Origin of the sequence: Enterobacter sp. BIDMC 29, assembly GCF_019378755.1 — a bacterium.
Classification (GTDB): domain Bacteria; phylum Pseudomonadota; class Gammaproteobacteria; order Enterobacterales; family Enterobacteriaceae; genus Enterobacter; species Enterobacter ludwigii.
On the sequence record NZ_CP080000.1, the window covers coordinates 90,967 to 111,973 of the forward strand.

The following is a 21,007-nucleotide window of genomic DNA, read 5'->3' on the forward strand; positions in this document are numbered from 1 at the left end:
GTGAGAGGGGCGGGATGAGGTGCCCTAACGCAGGGCACCTTCACTCCACCGCAAACACCTTATCCAGCTTGCTATACCCCAGCCCGTTAATCTTCTTCACTTTGATCTGCACCGGGATCCGCTCTTTCATCGCCTCGACGTGGCTAATCACGCCAATGGTTTTCCCGGTGGCGTTCAGCGCGTCGAGCGCATCCAGGGCGGTATCCAGCGTTTCGCTGTCGAGCGTGCCGAAGCCTTCATCCAGGAACAGCGAGTCGATGCGTGTTTTGTGGCTCACCAGATCGGAAAGCGCCAGCGCCAGTGCCAGGCTAACAAGGAAGCTTTCGCCGCCGGAGAGGGTACGGGTATCGCGCACCGCGTCCGCCTGCCAGGTATCCACCACTTCGAGTTCCAGCGCATCGCTGACCTTGCGCTGCAGCAAATAGCGCCCGTGCAGGCGATTTAGCTGCTGGTTGGCAAGCCAGACCAGATTATCCAGCGTGAGCCCCTGGGCAAACTTACGGAACTTGTCGCCGGTGCTGGAACCTATCAGCGAATTCAGATAGCTCCAGTCATCAGCCAGCCGCGCGGCCTCTTCAATATGCTGCATGAGCGCCAGCTGGTGCTGACGGTTATCGCTGTCCTGTTTAAGCTGCTGGCGGATCTCACCCTGATGAGTGGTGTTCTCCCGAAGCTGTTGCCCGAGTTGCTGTAGCTGCAACTGCAGGGTTGGCGCGTCGAGTTCCAGCCCTTCCGGTCGCTGCGTCTGATGAGCCTGCAGCTGCTGGTTTGCCTGTGCGAACAGCGCGGTTGCCTGCTGAAACTGGTTTTCCAGGGTCTGCTTACGGTGTTCAAGACGGCGGATGGTCTCTTCATCAAGCAGTGCAGCCAGAAAGGCCTCCCGATCGGCGAAGCAGCTTGCGGTCAATGCGGCGGTGAAGTGCGTCGTGGCGTGCTGCAGCCGTTCGCTTTCGAGGCTTTCCTGCTGTTGCAGTGTGGCAAGCTGGCTCTGAAGAGAAACGCATTCGTCGTGCGTTGCGCGCCAGTTATCAGGAATGGCCGGTTCGGTTTCTGTGTCGTTTGTGACGGGCAGGGTGTCGAGCAGCGGCATCAGAGCCGTCATGCGCTCCTGCATGACGCCATGCTGAGTCTGTTTTTCCTGCCACTGTGCGAACTCGGTTTCTCGTTCGTTCAGCCAGGCAGCCTCTGTGCCTTCTTCCGGGACGTTGAGTGACAGCGTAAGCAGGGTCGTTTCCAGCGCCTGGCGCGTGGCCGTCAGCTGCTGTTGATACTGACGCGCCTGCGCGTCCTGTTCATTCAGCTGTTGCTGCAGCGTCAGACGCTGGCTCAGCTGGTAAAGCTGACGCTCATACTGCTCTTGTTCGTTCATCCATGGGGCAATATCTTCCTGAATATTCAGAGTGATATTCAGGGACGCGCAAACGGATTGCCACTCTTTAGTGAGCGCTTGCTCCTCCTGAGAGAGCGTCTGAGCGTCGTCTGTCTCACGCTGGATCTGCCGGGTCAGGGCATTCACCTGACCGAGAACTAACAATCCTTCATCTTTAAGCGCAGCGACCTCTTTGGCTAACTGGTCGCGACGCTGCTGGTTGGCACTCAGCTCCAGCGCCTGATAGGCAGTGACCGCCGGGTGCGAGGTTGAGCCGCACAGCGGGCAGGGCTGTCCTGCCTGCAGCTGCGCACGCTCTGCCTCCAGACTTTTAATCTTCTCTTCCTGTCTGCAGAGCGTTTCAAGATCCAGATAATGTTGGTTTTTCTCTTTGTACTGCTGGCGACGCAGCGTCAGCGTTTCATTGAGTTTTACCTGCTCTGCCTGGGCTTTCTGCAGGCTTTCACCGTTCTGGCGCAGACGCTGTTGCAGCGGCAGATAACGGGCCTGAAGCGACATCAGCCGCTGGCGGAAAGTCCGTGACTGAGCCTGTTGCTCCATCGCCACGCTGACTTCGTCAGCCGTGAGCGTCAGGGCGTTTTCCGGCATCTCTGCCAGCTTCTGGCGTAATTCAGCAATGCGCGTGGAAAGCGTGGCGATCTGATTTTTATCGCGATTCAGCTGTGCAAAATGGGCGCGCCAGCCTGCTATCTCCTGACCCCACTGACGATACCGCTCGTGCTCTGCCAGCCACTGTGCCAGCGCCGTAAGGTCGGTCTGCAGTTGTGCATGGCTACGCTGGGCCGTATTACGGATACGCGAGCGCAGCGCGGTTTTTGCTTGTAAGCGAGCATTTACTTCAACAATGCGCTGCTTCGTTTGCCCCAGCCGGGTGGTTTGCTCTTGCTGGCTGTCCCACAGTGGACGCAGCTGGGCGGCGGGGTGAGCAAGCTGGAGCGTTGCCAGCTCGGGCGCAGCCTCGGTCAGTGTCTGTTGCGCCTGTTGCTGCAAGGTGGCAACGCGCTGCTGCTCACGTATAAGCTCGTCATTGCGCGTAAGCCACTGAAAATCTTTCTGTTGATTCTGCTGTTGCGCCAGCAGCGTTTTCTCTTCGTCAGTAAGTGCCTGCAAACTTTGCTGTAACTGCTGCTGTTGCTCTTCACTCAACAACACGACGCCTGCAGCCTGTGCTTCATGCACCTCAAGGGCGTTACGTGCGGCTTTGTGTTTCTCAAACACCATGGCGGAAATCTGACCGTAGATCTCGGTTCCGGTCAGTTCTTCCAGCAGTTCGGCGCGGTCGGAAGGTCTGGCATTGAGGAAGGCGGCAAATTGCCCCTGAGAGAGCAGCATTGAGCGGGTAAAACGGCCATAATCCAGCCCGGTGAGGGCGGCCGTTTGTTCCAGTTTATCCGACACTTTGTCGGCCAGAATTTTACCGTCCTCACAGCGTGCCAGCTCGACGCGTGGGGCCTGAAGATTACCGTCGGGCTGATTTCGCGCGCGGTTCTGACTCCAGAAAGCGCGATAGGCAATACCTTTGACTTCAAACTCAACTTCGGCAAGGCATTCGGCCGTGTCGCGCGTCATCAAATCGTTTTGTGCCTGGGAGACTTTCTGCAGGCGCGGCGTTTCGTGATACAGCGCCAGACAAATGGCGTCGAGCAGGGTCGTTTTCCCTGCGCCGGTAGCCCCGGTAATCGCAAACAGTCCGTTGCTGGCAAACGGCTCTGCGGTAAAATCGATTTTCCACTCACCCTTCAGTGAGTTGAGATTTTTCAGACGCAGGCTGAGGATTTTCATGCGTTTTCTTCCTCATTGTTCAGGGCATGCAGGGTGTGCGTAAACAGCTCGTTCAGCCGTGCGCGTTTTGCGTCGTCAATCTCCTCGTGGGAGAGCCGGCGTTCAAAAACCTCTTCCACCCTGAGTTCGCTGAGCGTTTCGCGCTGAGCGCCGAGCAGAATTTTCTCGCGCTGCTCGCGGCTGCGGCGCACCAGGAGCACCTCTACCGGCAGGTCTTCCGTGAGTACCTGAATTTTACGCTGCACATCATGCAGGTAGTCGCCGCTGGCGATCTCAATATCCAGCCAGACCGGCGGGTTTTGTTCCACGCCGCGCCACTGTTCAAGCTGGGCGGTGATGGCGTCCAGATCGCCTTTCAGCACCGCCAGCGGCTGGGTGACGGGCACTTCCAGCGTGTCAACGGCGCTGAGCTTGCCGTCGCTAAAGCTCACCAGATGGACACTTTTGGCTTTGCCGGTCTCATCAAAACTCAGCGAGATGGGCGAGCCGCAGTAGCGAATGTGCTCGCAGCCGCCGATAACCTGCGCCCGGTGGATATGCCCGAGGGCAATATAATCCGCGGGCGGGAAGTTTTGTGCCGGGAAAGCATCCAGCGTGCCAATATAAATGTCACGCACCGCGTCGCTTTTGCTGGCCCCAACGGTGGTGAGGTGCCCGGTGGCAATCACCGGAATCGCCTGGTCACCGCGAAGGGCACAGGCCTGGGCATGCTGCTGGTGGTAATAGTCGGTGATAGCCTGCAGCAAATGCTGCTGTTTTTCAGCGCCGGAAAGCCCCGCCTGGCTTTGGACAATATCGCGCGGGCGTAAAAATGGGATCGGACACAGTACCGCACCCGGCGTCCCGTCGCGCTTTTTCAGGATCTGCGGCGCATGTCCTGCGCTGGCCACCACGGTAGTATTGAGAAACGCCAGAATATCGCGGGATTCATTTAACGTTGCGACGGAATCATGGTTGCCGGCAACAATCACCAGATGACAGCCCGTTTGCTGCAGATTGACGACAAAACGGTTATATAACTCGCGCGCATAGCTGGGGGGCGAGCCGGTATCGAAGATGTCGCCCGCCACAATAATGGCGTCCACCTCATGAGAGCGGGCCGTATCCAGCAGCCAGTTCAGGAACGCTTCGTGTTCAGCCGCCCGGCTTTTGCTGTAAAAATTTTGACCCAGATGCCAGTCAGAGGTGTGTAGTATGCGCATTGCTGATCCGTGGCGAAAAAGAGAAAGCAGGATTATAAACTGTCAGGGAACAGAAAATAACCGCTGTAATAAAACAACAGTTTGCCCTTTATAGTGGTACTGTTTTTCATAAATCTGTCATAAATCTGACGCATAATGACGCCGCATTACAAACTTGTAACTTAAATAAGATAAAACAGGGCAAAGTATGGCGAGACGTATTCTGGTCGTAGAAGATGAAGCTCCGATTCGTGAAATGGTGTGCTTCGTGCTCGAGCAAAATGGCTTCCAGCCGGTTGAGGCGGAAGATTATGACAGCGCGGTGAACCAGCTGAATGAACCCTGGCCCGATCTGATTCTGCTCGACTGGATGTTGCCTGGCGGCTCCGGGCTGCAGTTTATCAAACACCTGAAACGTGAAGCGCTAACCCGCGATATACCGGTTGTGATGCTCACGGCGCGCGGTGAAGAAGAGGATCGCGTACGCGGTCTGGAAACGGGGGCGGACGATTACATTACCAAACCGTTCTCACCGAAAGAGCTGGTTGCCCGCATTAAAGCCGTGATGCGCCGCATTTCACCGATGGCGGTGGAAGAGGTGATTGAGATGCAGGGACTGAGCCTTGACCCTACCTCACACCGCGTCATGACCGGTGAAAATCCCCTCGATATGGGGCCTACCGAATTTAAACTTCTGCATTTCTTTATGACTCACCCGGAGCGCGTATACAGCCGCGAACAGTTGCTGAATAACGTCTGGGGAACTAACGTGTATGTCGAAGACCGGACGGTTGACGTACATATCCGCCGCCTGCGAAAAGCGCTGGAACTGAGCGGCCACGATCGCATGGTGCAGACGGTCCGCGGCACGGGTTATCGTTTTTCAACCCGTTTCTGAACAATGACAGGAGTGTGACGCGTGCTGGAACGTCTGTCATGGAAAAGGCTCGTCTTTGAACTGATCTTATGCTGTATTCCGGCCTTCATTCTGGGGGCCTTTCTTGGATATTTGCCGTGGTTTCTGCTGGCGTCGGTTACCGGGCTTCTGATCTGGCATTTCTGGAACCTGCTGCGCCTCTCGTGGTGGCTGTGGGTTGACCGAAGTATGACGCCTCCGCCGGGAAGCGGAAGCTGGGAGCCGCTGCTGTACGGTCTGCACCAGATGCAGATGCGTAACAAAAAGCGGCGTCGGGAGCTGGGAAGCCTGATCAAACGCTTCCGTAGCGGCGCTGAGTCGCTGCCGGATGCTGTCATTCTGACGACCGAAGAAGGGACGATCTTCTGGTGTAACGGCCTCGCGCAACAGCTGCTGGGCCTGCGCTGGCCGGACGATAATGGCCAGAACATCCTCAACCTTCTGCGTTACCCCGAGTTCACGCTGTACCTGAAAAAGCGTGATTTTACCCGCCCCCACAACCTGAAGCTCAATAATGGGCGCCATCTGGAAATCCGTGTGATGCCTTACAGCGACCAGCAGTGGCTGATGGTTGCCCGTGATGTCACCCAGATGCACCAGCTGGAAGGGGCGCGACGCAACTTCTTTGCCAACGTCAGCCACGAATTACGCACTCCGCTGACGGTGCTTCAGGGGTACCTGGAGATGATGCAGGAGCAAACGCTGGAAGGCGCGCCGCGCGAGAAAGCGTTGCATACGATGCGTGAACAAACGCACCGTATGGAAGGGCTGGTGAAACAGCTGCTGACGCTCTCGAAAATTGAGGCCGCCCCCTCGCTGGCGTTGAATGACACCATTGATGTTCCGATGATGCTGCGGGTGGTGGAGCGCGAAGCGCAGACGTTAAGCCATAAAATGCATCAGCTGACCTTCGAGGTCGACAACACGCTCAAGGTGCTTGGCAGCGAAGATGAGCTGCGCAGCGCCATTTCTAATCTGGTGTATAACGCGGTGAATCATACGCCAGCGGGGACGGAGATCGTGGTGCGCTGGCAGCACACGCCAACGGGCGCTGAGTTCAGCGTAGAGGATAACGGGCCGGGGATCGCGCCTGAGCACATCCCGCGTCTGACCGAGCGATTCTACCGGGTGGATAAAGCGCGCTCACGGCAAACCGGCGGCAGCGGTCTGGGGCTGGCTATTGTGAAACATGCAGTAAATCATCATGAAAGCCGTCTCGATATTCAAAGCACGCTGGGTAAGGGAACCCGCTTCAGTTTCGTTATCCCGGAACGATTAATTGCCAAAAAGATCGCCTGACGACAGGCGTGTCAGTTTACCTTTCCACGGGCCAGCGTTTGCTGGCCCGTTTGCTTTGCAGTCAAGCGAAACGCGGCTGAATATTATACGGCTGGCTGTTTTTTGTTCGCATGATTAGCCATGGGTTTTTCTTATAATTAGCGTATTGTGCTGGTCTGATTTTTGATGCTGGCATATTGTTCTGGTTTCACGATCCCATCTTGCCTTTAAACGTTATAAGCGTTTAAATTGCGCCCCAGATACTGTCATACCGACTGTATTTGCGTGGTAAATCGAAAAACTATTCTTCTCCACGCCAGGACGGGAGCATATCCCGCTGAAATTGAGCAAATTTTCCGCTGTATCGTCCCGTCAGGGATAGCGAAAATCTCAATGTTTTCAACACCACATCCACAGGCAGTAAGGTTTTATGACCCATCACTTAAAATCGCGTGACATCATCGCGCTGGGCTTTATGACATTTGCGCTGTTCGTTGGCGCAGGCAACATCATTTTCCCCCCAATGGTTGGCTTACAGGCGGGTGAACACGTCTGGACCGCTGCGTTTGGTTTCCTGATTACTGCTGTGGGTCTGCCGGTACTGACCGTCGTCGCGCTGGCGAAAGTCGGTGGTGGCGTTGATAGCCTCAGCACCCCGATTGGCAAAGTGGCCGGCATTCTGCTGGCGACCGTCTGCTATCTGGCCGTTGGCCCGCTGTTTGCGACCCCGCGTACCGCGACCGTATCCTTCGAAGTGGGGATTGCCCCGCTCACTGGCGATGGCGCGATGCCGCTGTTTATCTACAGCCTGATCTACTTCGCGATTGTGATTCTGGTTTCCCTCTATCCGGGCAAGCTGCTGGATACCGTGGGTAACTTCCTGGCTCCGCTGAAAATCGTGGCGCTGATTGTGCTGGCGGTTGCAGCCATCGTCTGGCCCGCAGGCCCGATTAGCGATGCGATGGACGCCTATAAAAACGCCGCGTTCTCCAACGGCTTTGTGAACGGCTACCTGACGATGGATACGCTGGGCGCAATGGTGTTTGGTATTGTTATCGTGAATGCCGCACGTTCCCGCGGCGTGACGGAAGCGCGTCTGCTGACTCGCTACACCATCTGGGCTGGCCTGATGGCCGGTGTAGGGCTGACGCTGCTGTACCTGGCGCTGTTCCGCCTGGGCTCAGATAGCGCCATACTGGTCGATCAAAATGCCAACGGCGCGGCGATCCTCCATGCTTACGTACAGCACACCTTTGGTGGTGCGGGTAGCCTGCTGCTGGCGGTACTGATTTTCCTGGCGTGCCTTGTCACCGCCGTGGGGCTGACCTGCGCCTGCGCTGAGTTCTTTGCTCAGTATCTGCCGCTCTCTTACCGTACGCTGGTCTTTATCCTGGGCATCTTCTCCATGGCGGTGTCAAACCTCGGTCTGAGCCACCTGATTCAGGTCTCTATCCCGGTGCTGACGGCCATCTATCCGCCGTGTATCGTGCTGGTGGTGCTGAGCTTCACCCGCCCGTGGTGGAACAACTCGTCGCGAATTATTGCGCCAGCCATGTTTATCAGCCTGATTTTTGGTATCCTTGACGGGATTAAAGCATCCGCCTTTGCGCAAATACTGCCAGCCTGGACACAGCGTCTGCCGCTGTCCGAGCAGGGCCTGGCCTGGTTGATGCCTACCGTTGTTGCACTGGTTCTGGCTATTATCTGGGATCGTGCTGCAGGGCGTCAGGTCGCATCGAACGCCCATTAATCAACGGCAACAAACTGTTTAACCACGGGGCTTAAGGCCCCGTGGTTTTTTGTTTTTTTCGAGTTGAATGGCAAGATTTAAATGGAAAGCACTAACAAACTCAAACGTGGACTCAGCACCCGCCACATTCGCTTTATGGCGCTGGGATCCGCTATCGGTACCGGTCTTTTTTATGGCTCGGCAGATGCCATTAAAATGGCCGGTCCCAGCGTTCTGCTGGCCTACATCATCGGTGGCGTGGCTGCGTATATCATCATGCGCGCCCTCGGGGAGATGTCGGTTCACAATCCGTCTGCCAGTTCGTTCTCGCGCTATGCGCAGGAAAACTTAGGCCCGCTGGCGGGCTTTATCACCGGATGGACCTACTGCTTCGAAATTCTGATTGTGGCTATTGCCGACGTTACCGCCTTTGGTATCTACATGGGCGTCTGGTTCCCCGCGGTTCCGCACTGGATCTGGGTGCTGAGCGTGGTCCTGATCATCTGTGCCGTCAACCTGATGAGCGTGAAGGTGTTTGGCGAACTGGAGTTCTGGTTCTCCTTCTTCAAAGTTGCCACCATTATCATCATGATTATCGCGGGCTTCGGGATCATCATCTGGGGTATCGGCAACGGCGGTCAGCCAACGGGGATCCATAACCTCTGGAGCAACGGCGGCTTCTTCAGCAACGGCTGGCTCGGCATGGTGATGTCGCTGCAGATGGTCATGTTTGCCTACGGCGGGATCGAGATTATCGGCATTACCGCCGGGGAAGCGAAAGACCCGGAGAAATCCATTCCGCGCGCCATCAACTCAGTGCCAATGCGTATTCTGGTGTTCTATGTGGGGACGCTGTTCGTCATTATGTCCATCTACCCGTGGAACCAGGTGGGCACTAACGGCAGCCCGTTTGTGCTGACCTTCCAGCATATGGGCATCGCGTTTGCCGCCAGCATCCTGAACTTTGTGGTGCTGACCGCCTCGCTTTCGGCAATCAACAGTGACGTCTTTGGCGTGGGCCGCATGCTGCACGGAATGGCGGAGCAGGGCAGTGCGCCTAAGGTGTTTGCCAAAACCTCTCGTCGCGGCACGCCGTGGGTGACGGTAATGGTAATGACCGTAGCCCTGCTGCTGTCGGTCTACCTGAACTACATCATGCCGGAGAATGTGTTCCTGGTGATTGCGTCGCTGGCGACCTTCGCGACCGTGTGGGTGTGGATCATGATCCTGTTGTCACAGATTGCGTTCCGTCACCGTCTGTCACCGGAAGAGGCGAAAGCGCTGAAGTTCAAAGTGCCGGGTGGGGTGGTGACAACCGCTGTCGGTCTGGTCTTCCTGGTCTTTATCATCGCCCTGATTGGCTATCATCCGGATACCCGTATCTCCCTTTACGTGGGCTGTGCGTGGATCGTCCTGCTGCTGCTGGGCTGGATGTTCAAATGCCGCCGCGACCGTCAGCTGGCGCAGGCACAGTAAACTTCCCTCTCCCCGCAGAGGGACTGGAAGGAGGCATCCGCTCACACTGATGCCTCCTCCCCCGTCCTCCTCCCTCAATAAACCTCGTCATGATGAGCTAACCTTAACCCCCCTGTGGCAAGGTGACGTCAATTTCATCAAAGGGGATTCGTGATGTTAAACGCCTGGCACCTTCCGGTTGCCCCATTTGTTAAGAAAAACAAAGACAACCTTGTGATTACGCTCTGGCTGGCGGGGGAAAATCAGCCTGAACGCGTGACGCTACGCGCCGAAATTGATAACGAAGAGACCGCGCTGAAAATGCATAAGCAGCGCAGCCAGCCGCAGCCCGGGATCACGGCGTGGCGGGCAAACATCGATTTAACCCGTGGACAGCCGCGTCGTCGCTACAGTTTTAAACTGCTGTGGAATAACCGCCAGCTGTGGTTTACCCCGCAGGGGTTTAGCCGTTTTCCGCCGGCCCGGCTGGAGCAGTTTGCCGTCGATTACCCGGACAATGGCCCGCAATGGGTTAACGATCAGGTGTTTTACCAGATTTTCCCGGACCGCTTTGCCCGCAGCGAAAAGCGCACTGCAGACCAGGACAAGGTTTATTACCACCACGCAGCAGGTCACGACATTATCCTCAAAGCATGGGATGAACCGCTGACCGCGCAGGCGGGTGGCTCGACGTTTTACGGCGGCGATCTCGACGGGATCAGCGAAAAACTCCCGTACCTGAAAAAACTGGGCGTGACGGCGCTGTACCTTAACCCGGTGTTTAAAGCCCCGAGCGTGCATAAATACGACACCGAAGATTATCGTCATGTTGATGAGCAGTTTGGCGGCGATGCGGCGCTGCTGCGCCTGCGACAGAACACTAAAAACGAAGGGATGCGCCTGATTCTGGACGGCGTGTTCAACCACAGCGGGGATTCGCACGCGTGGTTTGACCGTCATAACCAGTCGATGAGCGGGGCATGCCATAACCCGGATTCGCCGCAGCGTGACTGGTACAGCTTTAATGAAGAGGGCTACGCGCTGGACTGGCTGGGCTACCCAAGCCTGCCGAAGCTGGATTTCCAGTCGCCTTCTCTGGTCAACGAAATCTACGGCGGTGAAGACAGCGTTGTCCGCCACTGGCTTAAGGCGCCATGGAACATGGACGGCTGGCGTCTTGACGTGGTGCATATGCTGGGTGAAGCGGGCGGAGCGCGTAATAACCTTCAGCACGTTTCAGGTATCACCCGCTCAGTGAAAGCCGCGCAGCCGGAGGCCTTTGTCTTTGGCGAGCATTTTGGCGATGCACGCCAGTGGCTGCAAGCCGATGCAGAAGATTCGGCCATGAACTACCGCGGTTTTACCTTCCCGCTATGGGGATTTCTGGCGAACACCGATATCTCCTACGATCCGCAGCATATCGACGCCGAAACCTGTATGGCATGGATGGATAACTACCGCGCCAGCCTGTCGCATCAGCAGCAGTTGCGGATGTTTAACCAGCTGGACAGCCACGATACCGCACGTTTTAAATCCCTGCTTGGCAAGGATGTGGCGCGCCTGCCGCTGGCCGTTACCTGGCTCTTCACCTGGCCAGGCGTGCCGTGCATTTACTACGGTGATGAGGTGGGGCTGGAGGGGAACAACGATCCCTTCTGCCGCAAAACCTTCCCCTGGGATCCGGCGAAGCAGGACAAGGCGCTGCTCAGCCTGTACCAGCGTCTGGCTAAGCTTCGTAAACAGAACCAGGCGCTGCGTTACGGTGGCTGTCAGGCGGTGTATGCCCACGATAACGTGGTGGTGTTTGCCCGCGTCTACAACCAGCAACGCGTGCTGGTCGCCATCAACCGCGGAGAAGCCTGTGAAGTGGTGCTGGATGACTCTCCGTTGCTGCACGTGAAGGCGTGGCAACGCAAAGAGGGTAAAGGCACGATTCAGGAAGGCATTCTCTCCCTACCGGCCATTTCCGCCTCCGTCTGGTTCGGAAATTAATCGTCATCAGCAACCGGTTTATTTCCCGGTTGCTGAAAATTCCCCTAAGTTGTTCGGTTAATTTCAACAGAGGGGACAAATATCTTTACTATCCGCTCAATCAATTCTCGCTATACTCAAATTGCTTTATCAGTCAGGGCCCTTTCTCATATAGCACACCAAAACGTTGGCTTTTAACACATTGATTAAAAGGTACTTTTATGTCTATTCGTGAACTGATTGACCCGTCCAATTCCGTACTGATTTTTATCGATCACCAACCGCAAATGTCTTTTGGCGTGGCAAATATTGACCGTCAGTTATTAAAGAATAATACGGTGGCTCTGGCAAAAGCAGGCAAAATTTTTGATGTTCCGGTTATCTACACCTCTGTCGAAACAAAAAGCTTTAGCGGATACATCTGGCCAGAATTGCTGGCGGTTCACCCGGAGGTTAAACCGATTGAACGTACCTCTATGAACTCCTGGGAAGACGATGCGTTTGTTGCGGCAGTGAAAGCAACGGGCCGCAAGAAACTTATCATCTCAGCCCTGTGGACCGAAGTTTGCCTGACCTTCCCGGCGCTGATGGCTCTGGATGAAGGGTTTGAAGTTTATGTAGTGACCGATACTTCCGGCGGTACCTCCGTAGATGCCCATGAACGTGCGATTGACCGTATGGTTCAAGCGGGCGCGGTTCCTGTGACCTGGCAGCAGGTGCTGCTTGAGTATCAGCGCGACTGGTCTCGCAAAGGCACTTACGACGCGGTCATGGACCTGGTCCGTGAGCACAGCGGTGCTTATGGCATGGGCGTTGACTATGCCTACACCCTCGTTCACGGCGCGCCAGAACGCAAAGCGTAAACCTTTCAGGGCGGGGTTCTCCCGCCCATTAATGACCAGGAAACTATTATGGCGCACACATCGCATGTCACGCTGGTGATCACCCACACCTTGCTGCCGGGTCAGGCTGAGCGATACGAACAGTGGCTGGGTAAGATCATGCCCATCGCGGCGGAATTTCCGGGGCATCTTGGCGCGAACGTCATCCGCCCGACCGACGGACAACATCTGTGGACGGTGATAATCCGTTTCGACACCCTCGAACACCTTTCTGCATGGACCCAGTCCGATACCCGTAATGCGCTGGTAAAAGAGATTGAACCGCTGCTGGCGGAAGGCGATAAAACCGAAGTGCGTACCGAGGCGGCGTTCTGGTTTACTCCACCGGAGCCTCATGTGCGTAAGCCTAAACAGTGGAAACAGTTTCTCATTACCCTGCTGGTTATCTTCCCCAGTACCAACCTGGTGCCGCTGGTGACCGGTGCGTTGCTTCCTGGCCTGAAAGGTACGTTGTTGCTGCATCTGATTAACGATGCCTGTGTGGTCGCGCTGGTGGTCTGGCTGTGGATGCCCATCGTGACCCGTCTGTTTGCCGGATGGCTCAAAAAAGCCTGATTCGTCTGAAAGGAGTACGTTATGTCTCAAACTGCCACACTGATCTTAACCAAAGGTAAGATCCATACCCTCGATCGCGAAAACCCGCTCACGGAAGCGGTGGCTATTGCTAACGGCAAGATCCTGGCGACGGGCAACCACGATCGCATTATGAGCTATGCGACGCAGGGAACGCAGATTGTCGATCTGAAGGGAAGTACGGTGATCCCCGGGCTTAACGATTCGCACCTGCACCTGATCCGCGGCGGGCTGAACTACAACCTCGAGCTGCGCTGGGAAGGCGTACCGTCGCTGGCGGATGCGCTAAGGATGTTGAAAGATCAGGCCGATCGTACACCTTCACCTCAGTGGGTTCGGGTGGTGGGCGGCTGGAGCGAGTTTCAGTTCGCCGAACGCCGGATGCCGACCATCGAAGAGCTTAACGAGGCGGCACCGGATACGCCGGTGTTTGTCCTGCACCTCTACGATCGTGCCCTGCTTAACCGCGCCGCGTTGAAAGCTGTCGGCTACACCAAAGAGACGCCAAACCCGCCGGGCGGGGAGATTGTGCGTGATAACCACGGCAACCCGACCGGGCTGCTGATCGCTAAACCTAACGCGATGATCCTCTACGCCACGCTGGCAAAAGGACCGAAACTCCCCATCGAGCAGCAGGTTAACTCCACGCGCCAGTTTATGCGCGAGCTTAACCGTCTGGGGCTGACCAGCGCCATTGATGCCGGCGGCGGCTTCCAGAACTACCCGGAAGATTACGAGGTGATTGCCGAACTGCACGCCAAAGAGCAGATGACGGTGCGTATTGCCTACAACCTCTTCACCCAGCGCCCTAAACAGGAGCTGGAGGATTTTGAGCGCTGGACCGATATGCTCAAACCGGGGCAGGGCACAGACTTTTATCGTGCGAACGGGGCAGGAGAGATGCTGGTCTTCTCGGCGGCGGATTTTGAAGATTTCCTCCAGCCGCGCCCGGATCTGCCGCAAGGGATGGAAGACGAGCTGGAACGCGTGGTGCGCCACCTGGTGGAAAACCGCTGGCCGTTCCGGCTGCATGCCACTTATGACGAATCCATCAGCCGGATGCTGGATGTCTTTGAGAAGGTGAACCGTGAGATTCCGTTTAACGGCCTGCACTGGTTCTTTGACCATGCGGAGACCATTACCGAGCGTAATATCGAGCGCGTCAAAGCGTTGGGGGGCGGTATTGCGGTGCAGCACCGTATGGCGTTCCAGGGCGAATATTTCGTCGACCGCTACGGCAAAGAGGCGGTAAAACACACGCCGCCGGTGGCGAAAATGCTGGAGCTGGACGTGCCGGTTGGGTTAGGTACCGACGCAACCCGTGTGGCGAGCTATAACCCGTGGACGGCGCTCTACTGGCTGGTCTCCGGGCGAACCGTCGGCGGCCTGGCGATGTATGACGACAATAACCGCCTGCCGCGTGAGGTAGCGCTGGAGCTGTGGACCGCAGGCAGCGCGTGGTTTTCCAGCGAGCAGGGTAAAAAAGGCCGTCTGGTTGAAGGGCAGCTTGCGGATCTGGTGGTGCTGTCGAAAGATTACTTCAGCGTGACGGAAGAGGAGATCAAGGGCATTGAATCGGTGCTGACCGTTGTGGATGGCAAGGTCGTGTATGCCGCCGGTCATTTCAGTCCGCTGTCACCGCCGCCGATCCCGGTTGTGCCGTCGTGGTCACCGGTCGTGAAAGTCCCGGGGCATTACCGCTCTGCGCCGCCTGCAGCCAGTAAAGTGGGGGCGGTGGTACAGATGCACCAGTGCATTGGTAGCTGCGGAGTGCATGGCCATGCGCACGGCATTGCGCGGCAATCGGATATCCCGGTATCTGATGACCAGGCATTCTGGGGCGTGCTGGGGTGTTCGTGCTTCGCGTTTTAACGTGTGAAAGCGAGATCGTACAAAACAAAAAGGCCCGCAGATGCGGGCCTTTTCCGTAAACCGTGCCGATTACAGGCTGGATACGTTCTCAGACAGGTATTTAGCAACGCCGTCCGGAGACGCGTTCATACCTTCTTTACCTTTTTCCCACTGAGCCGGGCACACTTCACCGTGCTCTTCGTGGAACTGCAGCGCGTCAACCATGCGCAGCATTTCGTCGATGTTACGACCCAGTGGCAGATCGTTAACAACCTGGTGACGAACGATGCCGTTTGCGTCGATCAGGAAAGAACCGCGCAGTGCAACGCCAGCGTCCGGATGTTCGATACCGTAAGCCTGCTGGATTTCGCGTTTGATGTCCGCAACCATTGCGTATTTCACCGCACCGATGCCGCCTTTGTCGACAGGGGTGTTACGCCATGCGTTGTGTACAAATTCAGAGTCGAAGGAGACGCCTACAACTTCTACGCCACGCTTCTGGAATTCTTCGTAACGTTTGTCGAATGCGATCAGCTCAGACGGGCAAACGAAAGTGAAGTCCATTGGCCAGAAGAACAGAACGGTCGCTTTACCGTTGGTGTGCTGTTTGAAGTTGAAGTTTTCAACGATTTCACCGTTGCCCAGAACTGCTGCAGCTGTAAAATCCGGAGCCGGACGAGTTACCAGAACCATGTGATTCTCCTGTAGATACTAAGGTTATTTGGAACGCAACGCCGCCCAGTATAGAGAGTGTTCATTGATAAGACAAAGAGGCGCTAACAATCGTTCAGCAAGCTTTCACCTATCAATGGCATTTCTGTTATAGCTGTTTGTTTTTCGCCTGGGTCATCATACGCGGGTAGAACTGCCAGAATCGTGTCTCCAGCGCCTCGTAGTGGGCGTCCAGGTCATGCCAGGAGTCGCGCAGCGCGTCGAGTCGCGGTCGGCGACTCGCCATCCCGTTTAACACATTCTGTATAAAGTCCATCTCGCGATAGCGCTCAAGCCAGCGTTCTGACCAGAGATAGTTATTCAGATTCACAAAGCGCGGCGGCGAATCCGGCAAAATAATGGACACCTGCTGGTGGGCATAGCGCACGAACGCGTTTAGGGGCATCTCAGGAGAGAGTGTTTCCCAGTGCCGCGAGAGGAAATGGTCCCACATCACATCGAGCGTGATTGGCGCGACGCGCCGCGTTTCAGGGCGGAACCACGCTTTGGCTTCCTGGACTTCCGGCAGGTTATCGGTCAGTACGTCGATACGGCGATGCATAAAAATCCCGTCGACAACCTCTGCGGAGTACGCGTCGGCGGGATTACCGCGCACGAAATCGGCCAGCAGATTGCCGGAAAGAGAGCTGTCAGCGAGATGAGCAAGATGCAGGTGAGCGAGAAAATTCATGCGTTTTATTTGTCCAGGGGCGGCTAGTTGTTGCAGCAAAAGGGTGTGAGCACTAGACTATGCCGCCTGTTTTTAAGTCACGAGTATACGTCATGCGCGTCGCCGATTTCTCCTTTGAACTACCTGAATCCCTGATTGCTCACTACCCAATGCCTGAGCGCAGTAGCTGTCGTTTGCTGTCACTGGATGGGCCGACGGGCGAGCTGACGCACGGTACTTTCACCGATTTGCTCGACAAGCTCAACCCTGGCGATCTGCTGGTCTTTAACAATACCCGCGTGATCCCGGCGCGTCTGTTTGGCCGTAAAGCCAGCGGCGGCAAGATTGAAGTGCTGGTCGAACGTATGCTTGATGATAAACGTATTCTGGCACATATTCGCGCCTCTAAAGCGCCGAAGCCGGGTGCAGAGCTGCTGCTTGGCGATGATGAGAGCATCCGTGCAACCATGACCGCGCGTCACGATGCGCTGTTTGAGGTGGCGTTCAATGACGAGCGCACGGTGCTCGACATTCTGAATGCGATCGGCCATATGCCGCTGCCCCCTTACATCGAGCGCCCGGACGAAGAGGCTGACCGCGAGCTGTACCAGACCGTTTACAGCCAGAAACCTGGCGCGGTCGCCGCGCCGACGGCGGGCCTGCATTTTGATGAACCGCTGCTGGAAAAATTGCGCGCGAAAGGCATCGAGATGGCCTTCGTGACCCTGCATGTCGGTGCGGGTACGTTCCAGCCGGTGCGTGTGGACAGCATCGAAGACCACATCATGCATTCCGAATATGCCGAAGTGCCGCAAGAGGTGGTAGATGCCGTTCTGGCCGCCAAAGCACGCGGTAACCGCGTTGTGGCAGTGGGCACTACGTCGGTACGCTCCCTTGAGAGCGCCGCGCAGGCCGCCAAAAATGACCTGATTGAGCCTTTCTTTGGCGATACGCAGATCTTTATCTACCCGGGCTACCAGTACAACGTGATTGATGCCCTGGTAACCAACTTCCATCTGCCTGAATCAACGCTGATTATGCTGGTGTCCGCTTTTGCGGGTTATCAGCACACCATGGCGGCGTACAAGTCTGCGGTAGAACAAAAATATCGCTTTTTTAGCTACGGGGACGCGATGTTTATCACGTACAATCCGCAGGCTTTGAATGAGCGTGTCGGGGAATAAGTCCGCGGCACCGTTTTACAACGTTGGACTGTTTTTCTGACGTCGGAGAAAAAATGAAATTTGAACTTGATACCACCGATGGTCGCGCACGTCGCGGCCGCCTGGTGTTTGATCGCGGCGTGGTGGAAACCCCCGCGTTTATGCCTGTGGGCACCTACGGCACCGTAAAAGGGATGACGCCGGAAGAAGTGGAAGCCACTGGCGCACAGATTATCCTCGGCAATACCTTCCACCTGTGGCTGCGTCCTGGTCAGGAGATCATGAAGCTGCACGGCGATTTGCATGACTTCATGCAGTGGAAAGGCCCGATCCTGACCGACTCCGGTGGTTTCCAGGTCTTCAGCCTGGGCGACATCCGTAAGATCACCGAGCAGGGCGTACACTTCCGTAACCCGATCAACGGCGATCCGATTTTCCTCGATCCTGAAAAGTCTATGGAGATTCAGTACGATCTCGGCTCTGATATCGTGATGATCTTCGACGAATGTACGCCATACCCGGCCGACTGGGATTACGCGAAACGCTCCATGGAGATGTCGTTGCGCTGGGCGAAGCGTAGCCGTGACCGCTTTGACTCCCTGCAGAACAAAAATGCGCTGTTCGGTATTATCCAGGGCAGCGTTTACGAAGATTTACGCGATATCTCTGTTAAAGGTCTGGTAGAGATAGGTTTTGATGGCTACGCTGTCGGCGGTTTGGCTGTGGGTGAACCGAAGGAAGACATGCATCGCATTCTGGAGCATGTCTGCCCGCAAATCCCGGCAGATAAACCCCGTTACCTGATGGGTGTGGGTAAACCTGAGGACCTGGTTGAAGGTGTGCGCCGCGGCATTGATATGTTCGACTGCGTTATGCCAACCCGCAACGCGCGTAACGGTCATCTGTTTGTGACCGATGGCGTGGTGAAAATCCGTAACGCGAAGCATAAGAGTGACACCAGCCCGCTCGATACCGAGTGCGATTGCTACACCTGTCGCAATTATTCTCGCGCGTACCTGCATCATCTTGATCGTTGCAATGAGATTTTGGGCGCGCGTCTCAATACCATTCATAATCTTCGTTATTATCAGCGCTTAATGGCTGGTTTACGCAAGGCTATTGAAGAGGGTAAATTAGAGAGCTTCGTGACCGATTTTTACCAACGTCAGGGTCGAACCGTTCCACCTTTGAACGTTGATTAATTTTAATAATGAGGGAATTTGAATGAGCTTTTTTATTTCTGATGCGGTAGCGGCAACAGGTGCTCCGGCGCAGGGCAGCCCGATGTCTCTGATTCTGATGCTGGTTGTGTTCGGTCTGATCTTCTACTTCATGATCCTGCGCCCACAGCAGAAGCGTACCAAAGAGCACAAAAAGCTGATGGACTCCATTGCCAAAGGTGATGAAGTGCTGACCAACGGTGGTCTGGTCGGTCGCGTAACCAAAGTGGCTGAAAGTGGCTACATTGCTATTGCCCTGAACGACACCACTGAAGTGGTTATCAAACGTGACTTCGTAGCTGCCGTTCTGCCGAAAGGCACCATGAAGGCGCTGTAATCCCAACTTTTCCCAAAGGGAACTGCCGTGTTAAACCGTTATCCTTTGTGGAAGTACATCATGCTGGTCGCCGTGATTCTCGTCGGCCTGCTGTACGCGCTTCCCAACCTGTATGGTGAGGATCCGGCTGTTCAAATCACTGGCGCGCGCGGTGTCGCCGCCAGTGAGCAAACGCTGATCCAGGTCCAGAAATCGTTACAAGAAGAAAAAATTACCGCTAAGTCTGTGGCTCTGGAAGAGGGCGCAATTCTTGCTCGCTTCGACACCACCGACACGCAGCTCCGCGCTCGCGAAGTGCTGATGGGCGTGCTGGGTGATAAATACGTCGTGGCGCTTAACCTTGCTCCTGCAACCCCGCGTTGGCTGGCTGCGTTGAATGCAGAGCCAATGAAACTCGGTCTTGACCTGCGTGGCGGTGTTCACTTCCTGATGGAAGTGGATATGGATACCGCGCTCGGCAAACTGCAGGAACAAAACATCGACAGCCTGCGCAGCGATCTGCGCGAGAAAGGCATCGCTTACACTACCGTTCGTAAAGAAGATAACTACGGTATGAGCATCACGTTCCGCGACAGCGCGGCGCGCGATCAGGCTGTAGATTACCTGACTCAACGTCACCGTGACCTCGTGATCACCTCTCAGGGCAGCAACCAGCTGCGCGCGGTGATGACCGATGCTCGCCTGAAAGAAGCCCGTGAATACGCCGTTCAGCAGAACATCAATATTCTGCGTAACCGTGTAAACCAGCTGGGGGTTGCTGAGCCACTGGTACAGCGTCAGGGTGCTGACCGTATCGTGGTGGAACTCCCGGGTATTCAGGACACGGCACGTGCGAAAGAGATTCTGGGGGCAACTGCTACGCTGGAATTCCGTCTGGTTAACTCCAACGTCGATCAGTCCGCTGCCGCCGCTGGCCGTATTCCGGGCGATTCGGAAGTGAAACAGACCCGCGAAGGTCAGCCAGTTGTGCTGTACAAACGCGTGATCCTGACCGGTGACCACATCACCGACTCCACATCCAGCCAGGACGAATACAACCAGCCGCAGGTTAACATCTCGCTGGATAGCGCGGGTGGTAACATCATGTCTAACTTCACCAAGGACAACATCGGTAAACCGATGGCGACCCTGTTTGTGGAGTACAAAGACAGCGGTAAGAAAGACGCAAACGGCCGCGCGGTGCTGGTGAAAGAGGAAGAGGTGATTAACATCGCCAACATCCAGTCTCGTCTGGGTAATAGCTTCCGCATCACCGGTATCAACAACCCGAACGAAGCGCGTCAGCTTTCGCTGCTGCTGCGTGCCGGTGCGCTGATTGCACCGATTCAGATTGTTGAAGAACGTACCATTGGTCCAACGCTGGGGATGCAAAACATCAAGCAGGGTCTGGAAGCGTGTCTGGCCGGTCTGGTGGTCTCCATCCTCTTCATGATCTTCTTCTATAAGAAGTTTGGTCTGATTGCGACAAGCGCACTGGTTGCGAACCTGGTGCTGATTATCGGCATCATGTCTCTGCTGCCGGGGGCGACGCTGACCATGCCGGGGATTGCCGGTATCGTCTTAACCCTTGCGGTGGCGGTCGACGCCAACGTACTGATAAACGAACGTATCAAAGAAGAGTTAAGCAACGGTCGCTCTGTTCAGCAGGCGATTGACGAAGGCTACAAAGGGGCATTTAGCTCCATCTTCGATGCGAACGTAACAACACTGATTAAGGTTCTTATCCTGTATGCAGTGGGGACTGGCGCTATCAAAGGCTTTGCGATCACCACCGGTATCGGTGTTGCAACGTCAATGTTTACCGCTATTGTCGGCACCCGTGCCATCGTGAACCTGCTGTATGGCGGCAAGCGCGTCAAAAAGCTGTCTATCTGAGGA

At 55.8% G+C, this 21,007-nt stretch carries 16 protein-coding genes; 12 read left to right on the top strand and 4 right to left on the bottom strand.

Annotated elements, in window-relative coordinates; translation table 11 throughout:
* Positions 1-40 precede the first annotated feature (40 nt).
* Together sbcC and sbcD are read right to left on the bottom strand one after the other, a co-directional pair.
* Positions 41-3,172 (bottom strand): exonuclease subunit SbcC, encoded by a 3,132-nt coding sequence (gene sbcC, locus JTA15_RS00435; RefSeq protein WP_219372728.1) that lies wholly within the window; start codon positions 3,170-3,172, stop codon positions 41-43.
* On the bottom strand, positions 3,169-4,374 hold the full coding sequence (gene sbcD, locus JTA15_RS00440) for an exonuclease subunit SbcD (protein ID WP_219372729.1): 1,206 nt from the start codon (positions 4,372-4,374) through the stop codon (positions 3,169-3,171). The genes sbcC and sbcD overlap by 4 nt, the downstream gene beginning before the upstream one ends.
* 187 nt (positions 4,375-4,561) lie before the next feature.
* On the opposite strand from sbcD, the gene phoB reads away from it, so the two are divergent.
* The 8 genes from phoB (at position 4,562) to JTA15_RS00480 (ending at position 15,049) form a co-directional block, all read left to right on the top strand.
* Positions 4,562-5,251 carry a phosphate response regulator transcription factor PhoB gene (gene phoB, locus JTA15_RS00445; protein ID WP_008503265.1) on the top strand — a complete coding sequence of 230 codons (690 nt, stop codon included), beginning with the start codon at positions 4,562-4,564 and terminating at the stop codon, positions 5,249-5,251.
* Positions 5,252-5,272: 21 nt separating this feature from the next.
* Complete coding sequence (gene phoR, locus JTA15_RS00450) at positions 5,273-6,568, top strand: phosphate regulon sensor histidine kinase PhoR (protein ID WP_106503760.1); 1,296 nt, start codon at positions 5,273-5,275, stop codon at positions 6,566-6,568.
* 409 nt (positions 6,569-6,977) lie between these two features.
* Positions 6,978-8,297, top strand: a complete 1,320-nt coding sequence (gene brnQ / locus JTA15_RS00455) for a branched-chain amino acid transporter carrier protein BrnQ (RefSeq protein ID WP_014168834.1) — start codon at positions 6,978-6,980, stop codon at positions 8,295-8,297.
* Positions 8,298-8,378: 81 nt separating this feature from the next.
* A complete protein-coding gene (gene proY / locus JTA15_RS00460) occupies positions 8,379-9,752 on the top strand; it encodes a proline-specific permease ProY (protein ID WP_219372730.1) in 1,374 nt (457 codons plus the stop codon).
* A gap of 153 nt (positions 9,753-9,905) precedes the next feature.
* Entirely contained in the window at positions 9,906-11,723 is a 1,818-nt protein-coding gene (gene malZ, locus JTA15_RS00465; protein ID WP_219372731.1) for a maltodextrin glucosidase, read from the top strand.
* A 200-nt stretch (positions 11,724-11,923) separates the two neighbouring features.
* Positions 11,924-12,565 carry a hydrolase gene (locus tag JTA15_RS00470; protein ID WP_020885231.1) on the top strand — a complete coding sequence of 214 codons (642 nt, stop codon included), beginning with the start codon at positions 11,924-11,926 and terminating at the stop codon, positions 12,563-12,565.
* Positions 12,566-12,613: 48 nt separating this feature from the next.
* On the top strand, positions 12,614-13,159 hold the full coding sequence (locus tag JTA15_RS00475; RefSeq protein WP_014168838.1) for an antibiotic biosynthesis monooxygenase: 546 nt from the start codon (positions 12,614-12,616) through the stop codon (positions 13,157-13,159).
* A 21-nt stretch (positions 13,160-13,180) separates the two neighbouring features.
* Positions 13,181-15,049 carry an amidohydrolase gene (locus tag JTA15_RS00480; RefSeq protein WP_014168839.1) on the top strand — a complete coding sequence of 623 codons (1,869 nt, stop codon included), beginning with the start codon at positions 13,181-13,183 and terminating at the stop codon, positions 15,047-15,049.
* Between the two features lie 69 nt (positions 15,050-15,118).
* On the opposite strand, the gene JTA15_RS00485 is transcribed toward JTA15_RS00480, so the two are convergent.
* Positions 15,119-15,721 carry a peroxiredoxin gene (locus JTA15_RS00485; RefSeq protein ID WP_014168840.1) on the bottom strand — a complete coding sequence of 201 codons (603 nt, stop codon included), beginning with the start codon at positions 15,719-15,721 and terminating at the stop codon, positions 15,119-15,121.
* A gap of 127 nt (positions 15,722-15,848) precedes the next feature.
* Complete coding sequence (acpH, locus tag JTA15_RS00490; RefSeq protein WP_025204983.1) at positions 15,849-16,430, bottom strand: ACP phosphodiesterase; 582 nt, start codon at positions 16,428-16,430, stop codon at positions 15,849-15,851.
* A gap of 92 nt (positions 16,431-16,522) precedes the next feature.
* Here acpH and queA point away from each other — a divergent pair, with 92 nt between their 5' ends.
* Genes queA through secD form a run of 4 tightly spaced genes read left to right on the top strand, consistent with a single transcriptional unit; the run spans position 16,523 to position 21,004 of the window.
* Positions 16,523-17,593 (top strand): tRNA preQ1(34) S-adenosylmethionine ribosyltransferase-isomerase QueA, encoded by a 1,071-nt coding sequence (queA, locus tag JTA15_RS00495; RefSeq protein WP_032677507.1) that lies wholly within the window; start codon positions 16,523-16,525, stop codon positions 17,591-17,593.
* A gap of 53 nt (positions 17,594-17,646) precedes the next feature.
* The gene (gene tgt / locus JTA15_RS00500) at positions 17,647-18,774 is read left to right on the top strand and encodes a tRNA guanosine(34) transglycosylase Tgt (RefSeq protein WP_219372732.1); all 1,128 of its coding nucleotides are present in this window, start codon (positions 17,647-17,649) and stop codon (positions 18,772-18,774) included.
* A 22-nt stretch (positions 18,775-18,796) separates the two neighbouring features.
* Complete coding sequence (gene yajC, locus JTA15_RS00505) at positions 18,797-19,129, top strand: preprotein translocase subunit YajC (RefSeq protein WP_000007630.1); 333 nt, start codon at positions 18,797-18,799, stop codon at positions 19,127-19,129.
* Between the two features lie 27 nt (positions 19,130-19,156).
* Positions 19,157-21,004 (top strand): protein translocase subunit SecD, encoded by a 1,848-nt coding sequence (gene secD, locus JTA15_RS00510; RefSeq protein WP_014168844.1) that lies wholly within the window; start codon positions 19,157-19,159, stop codon positions 21,002-21,004.
* Positions 21,005-21,007 lie beyond the last annotated feature (3 nt).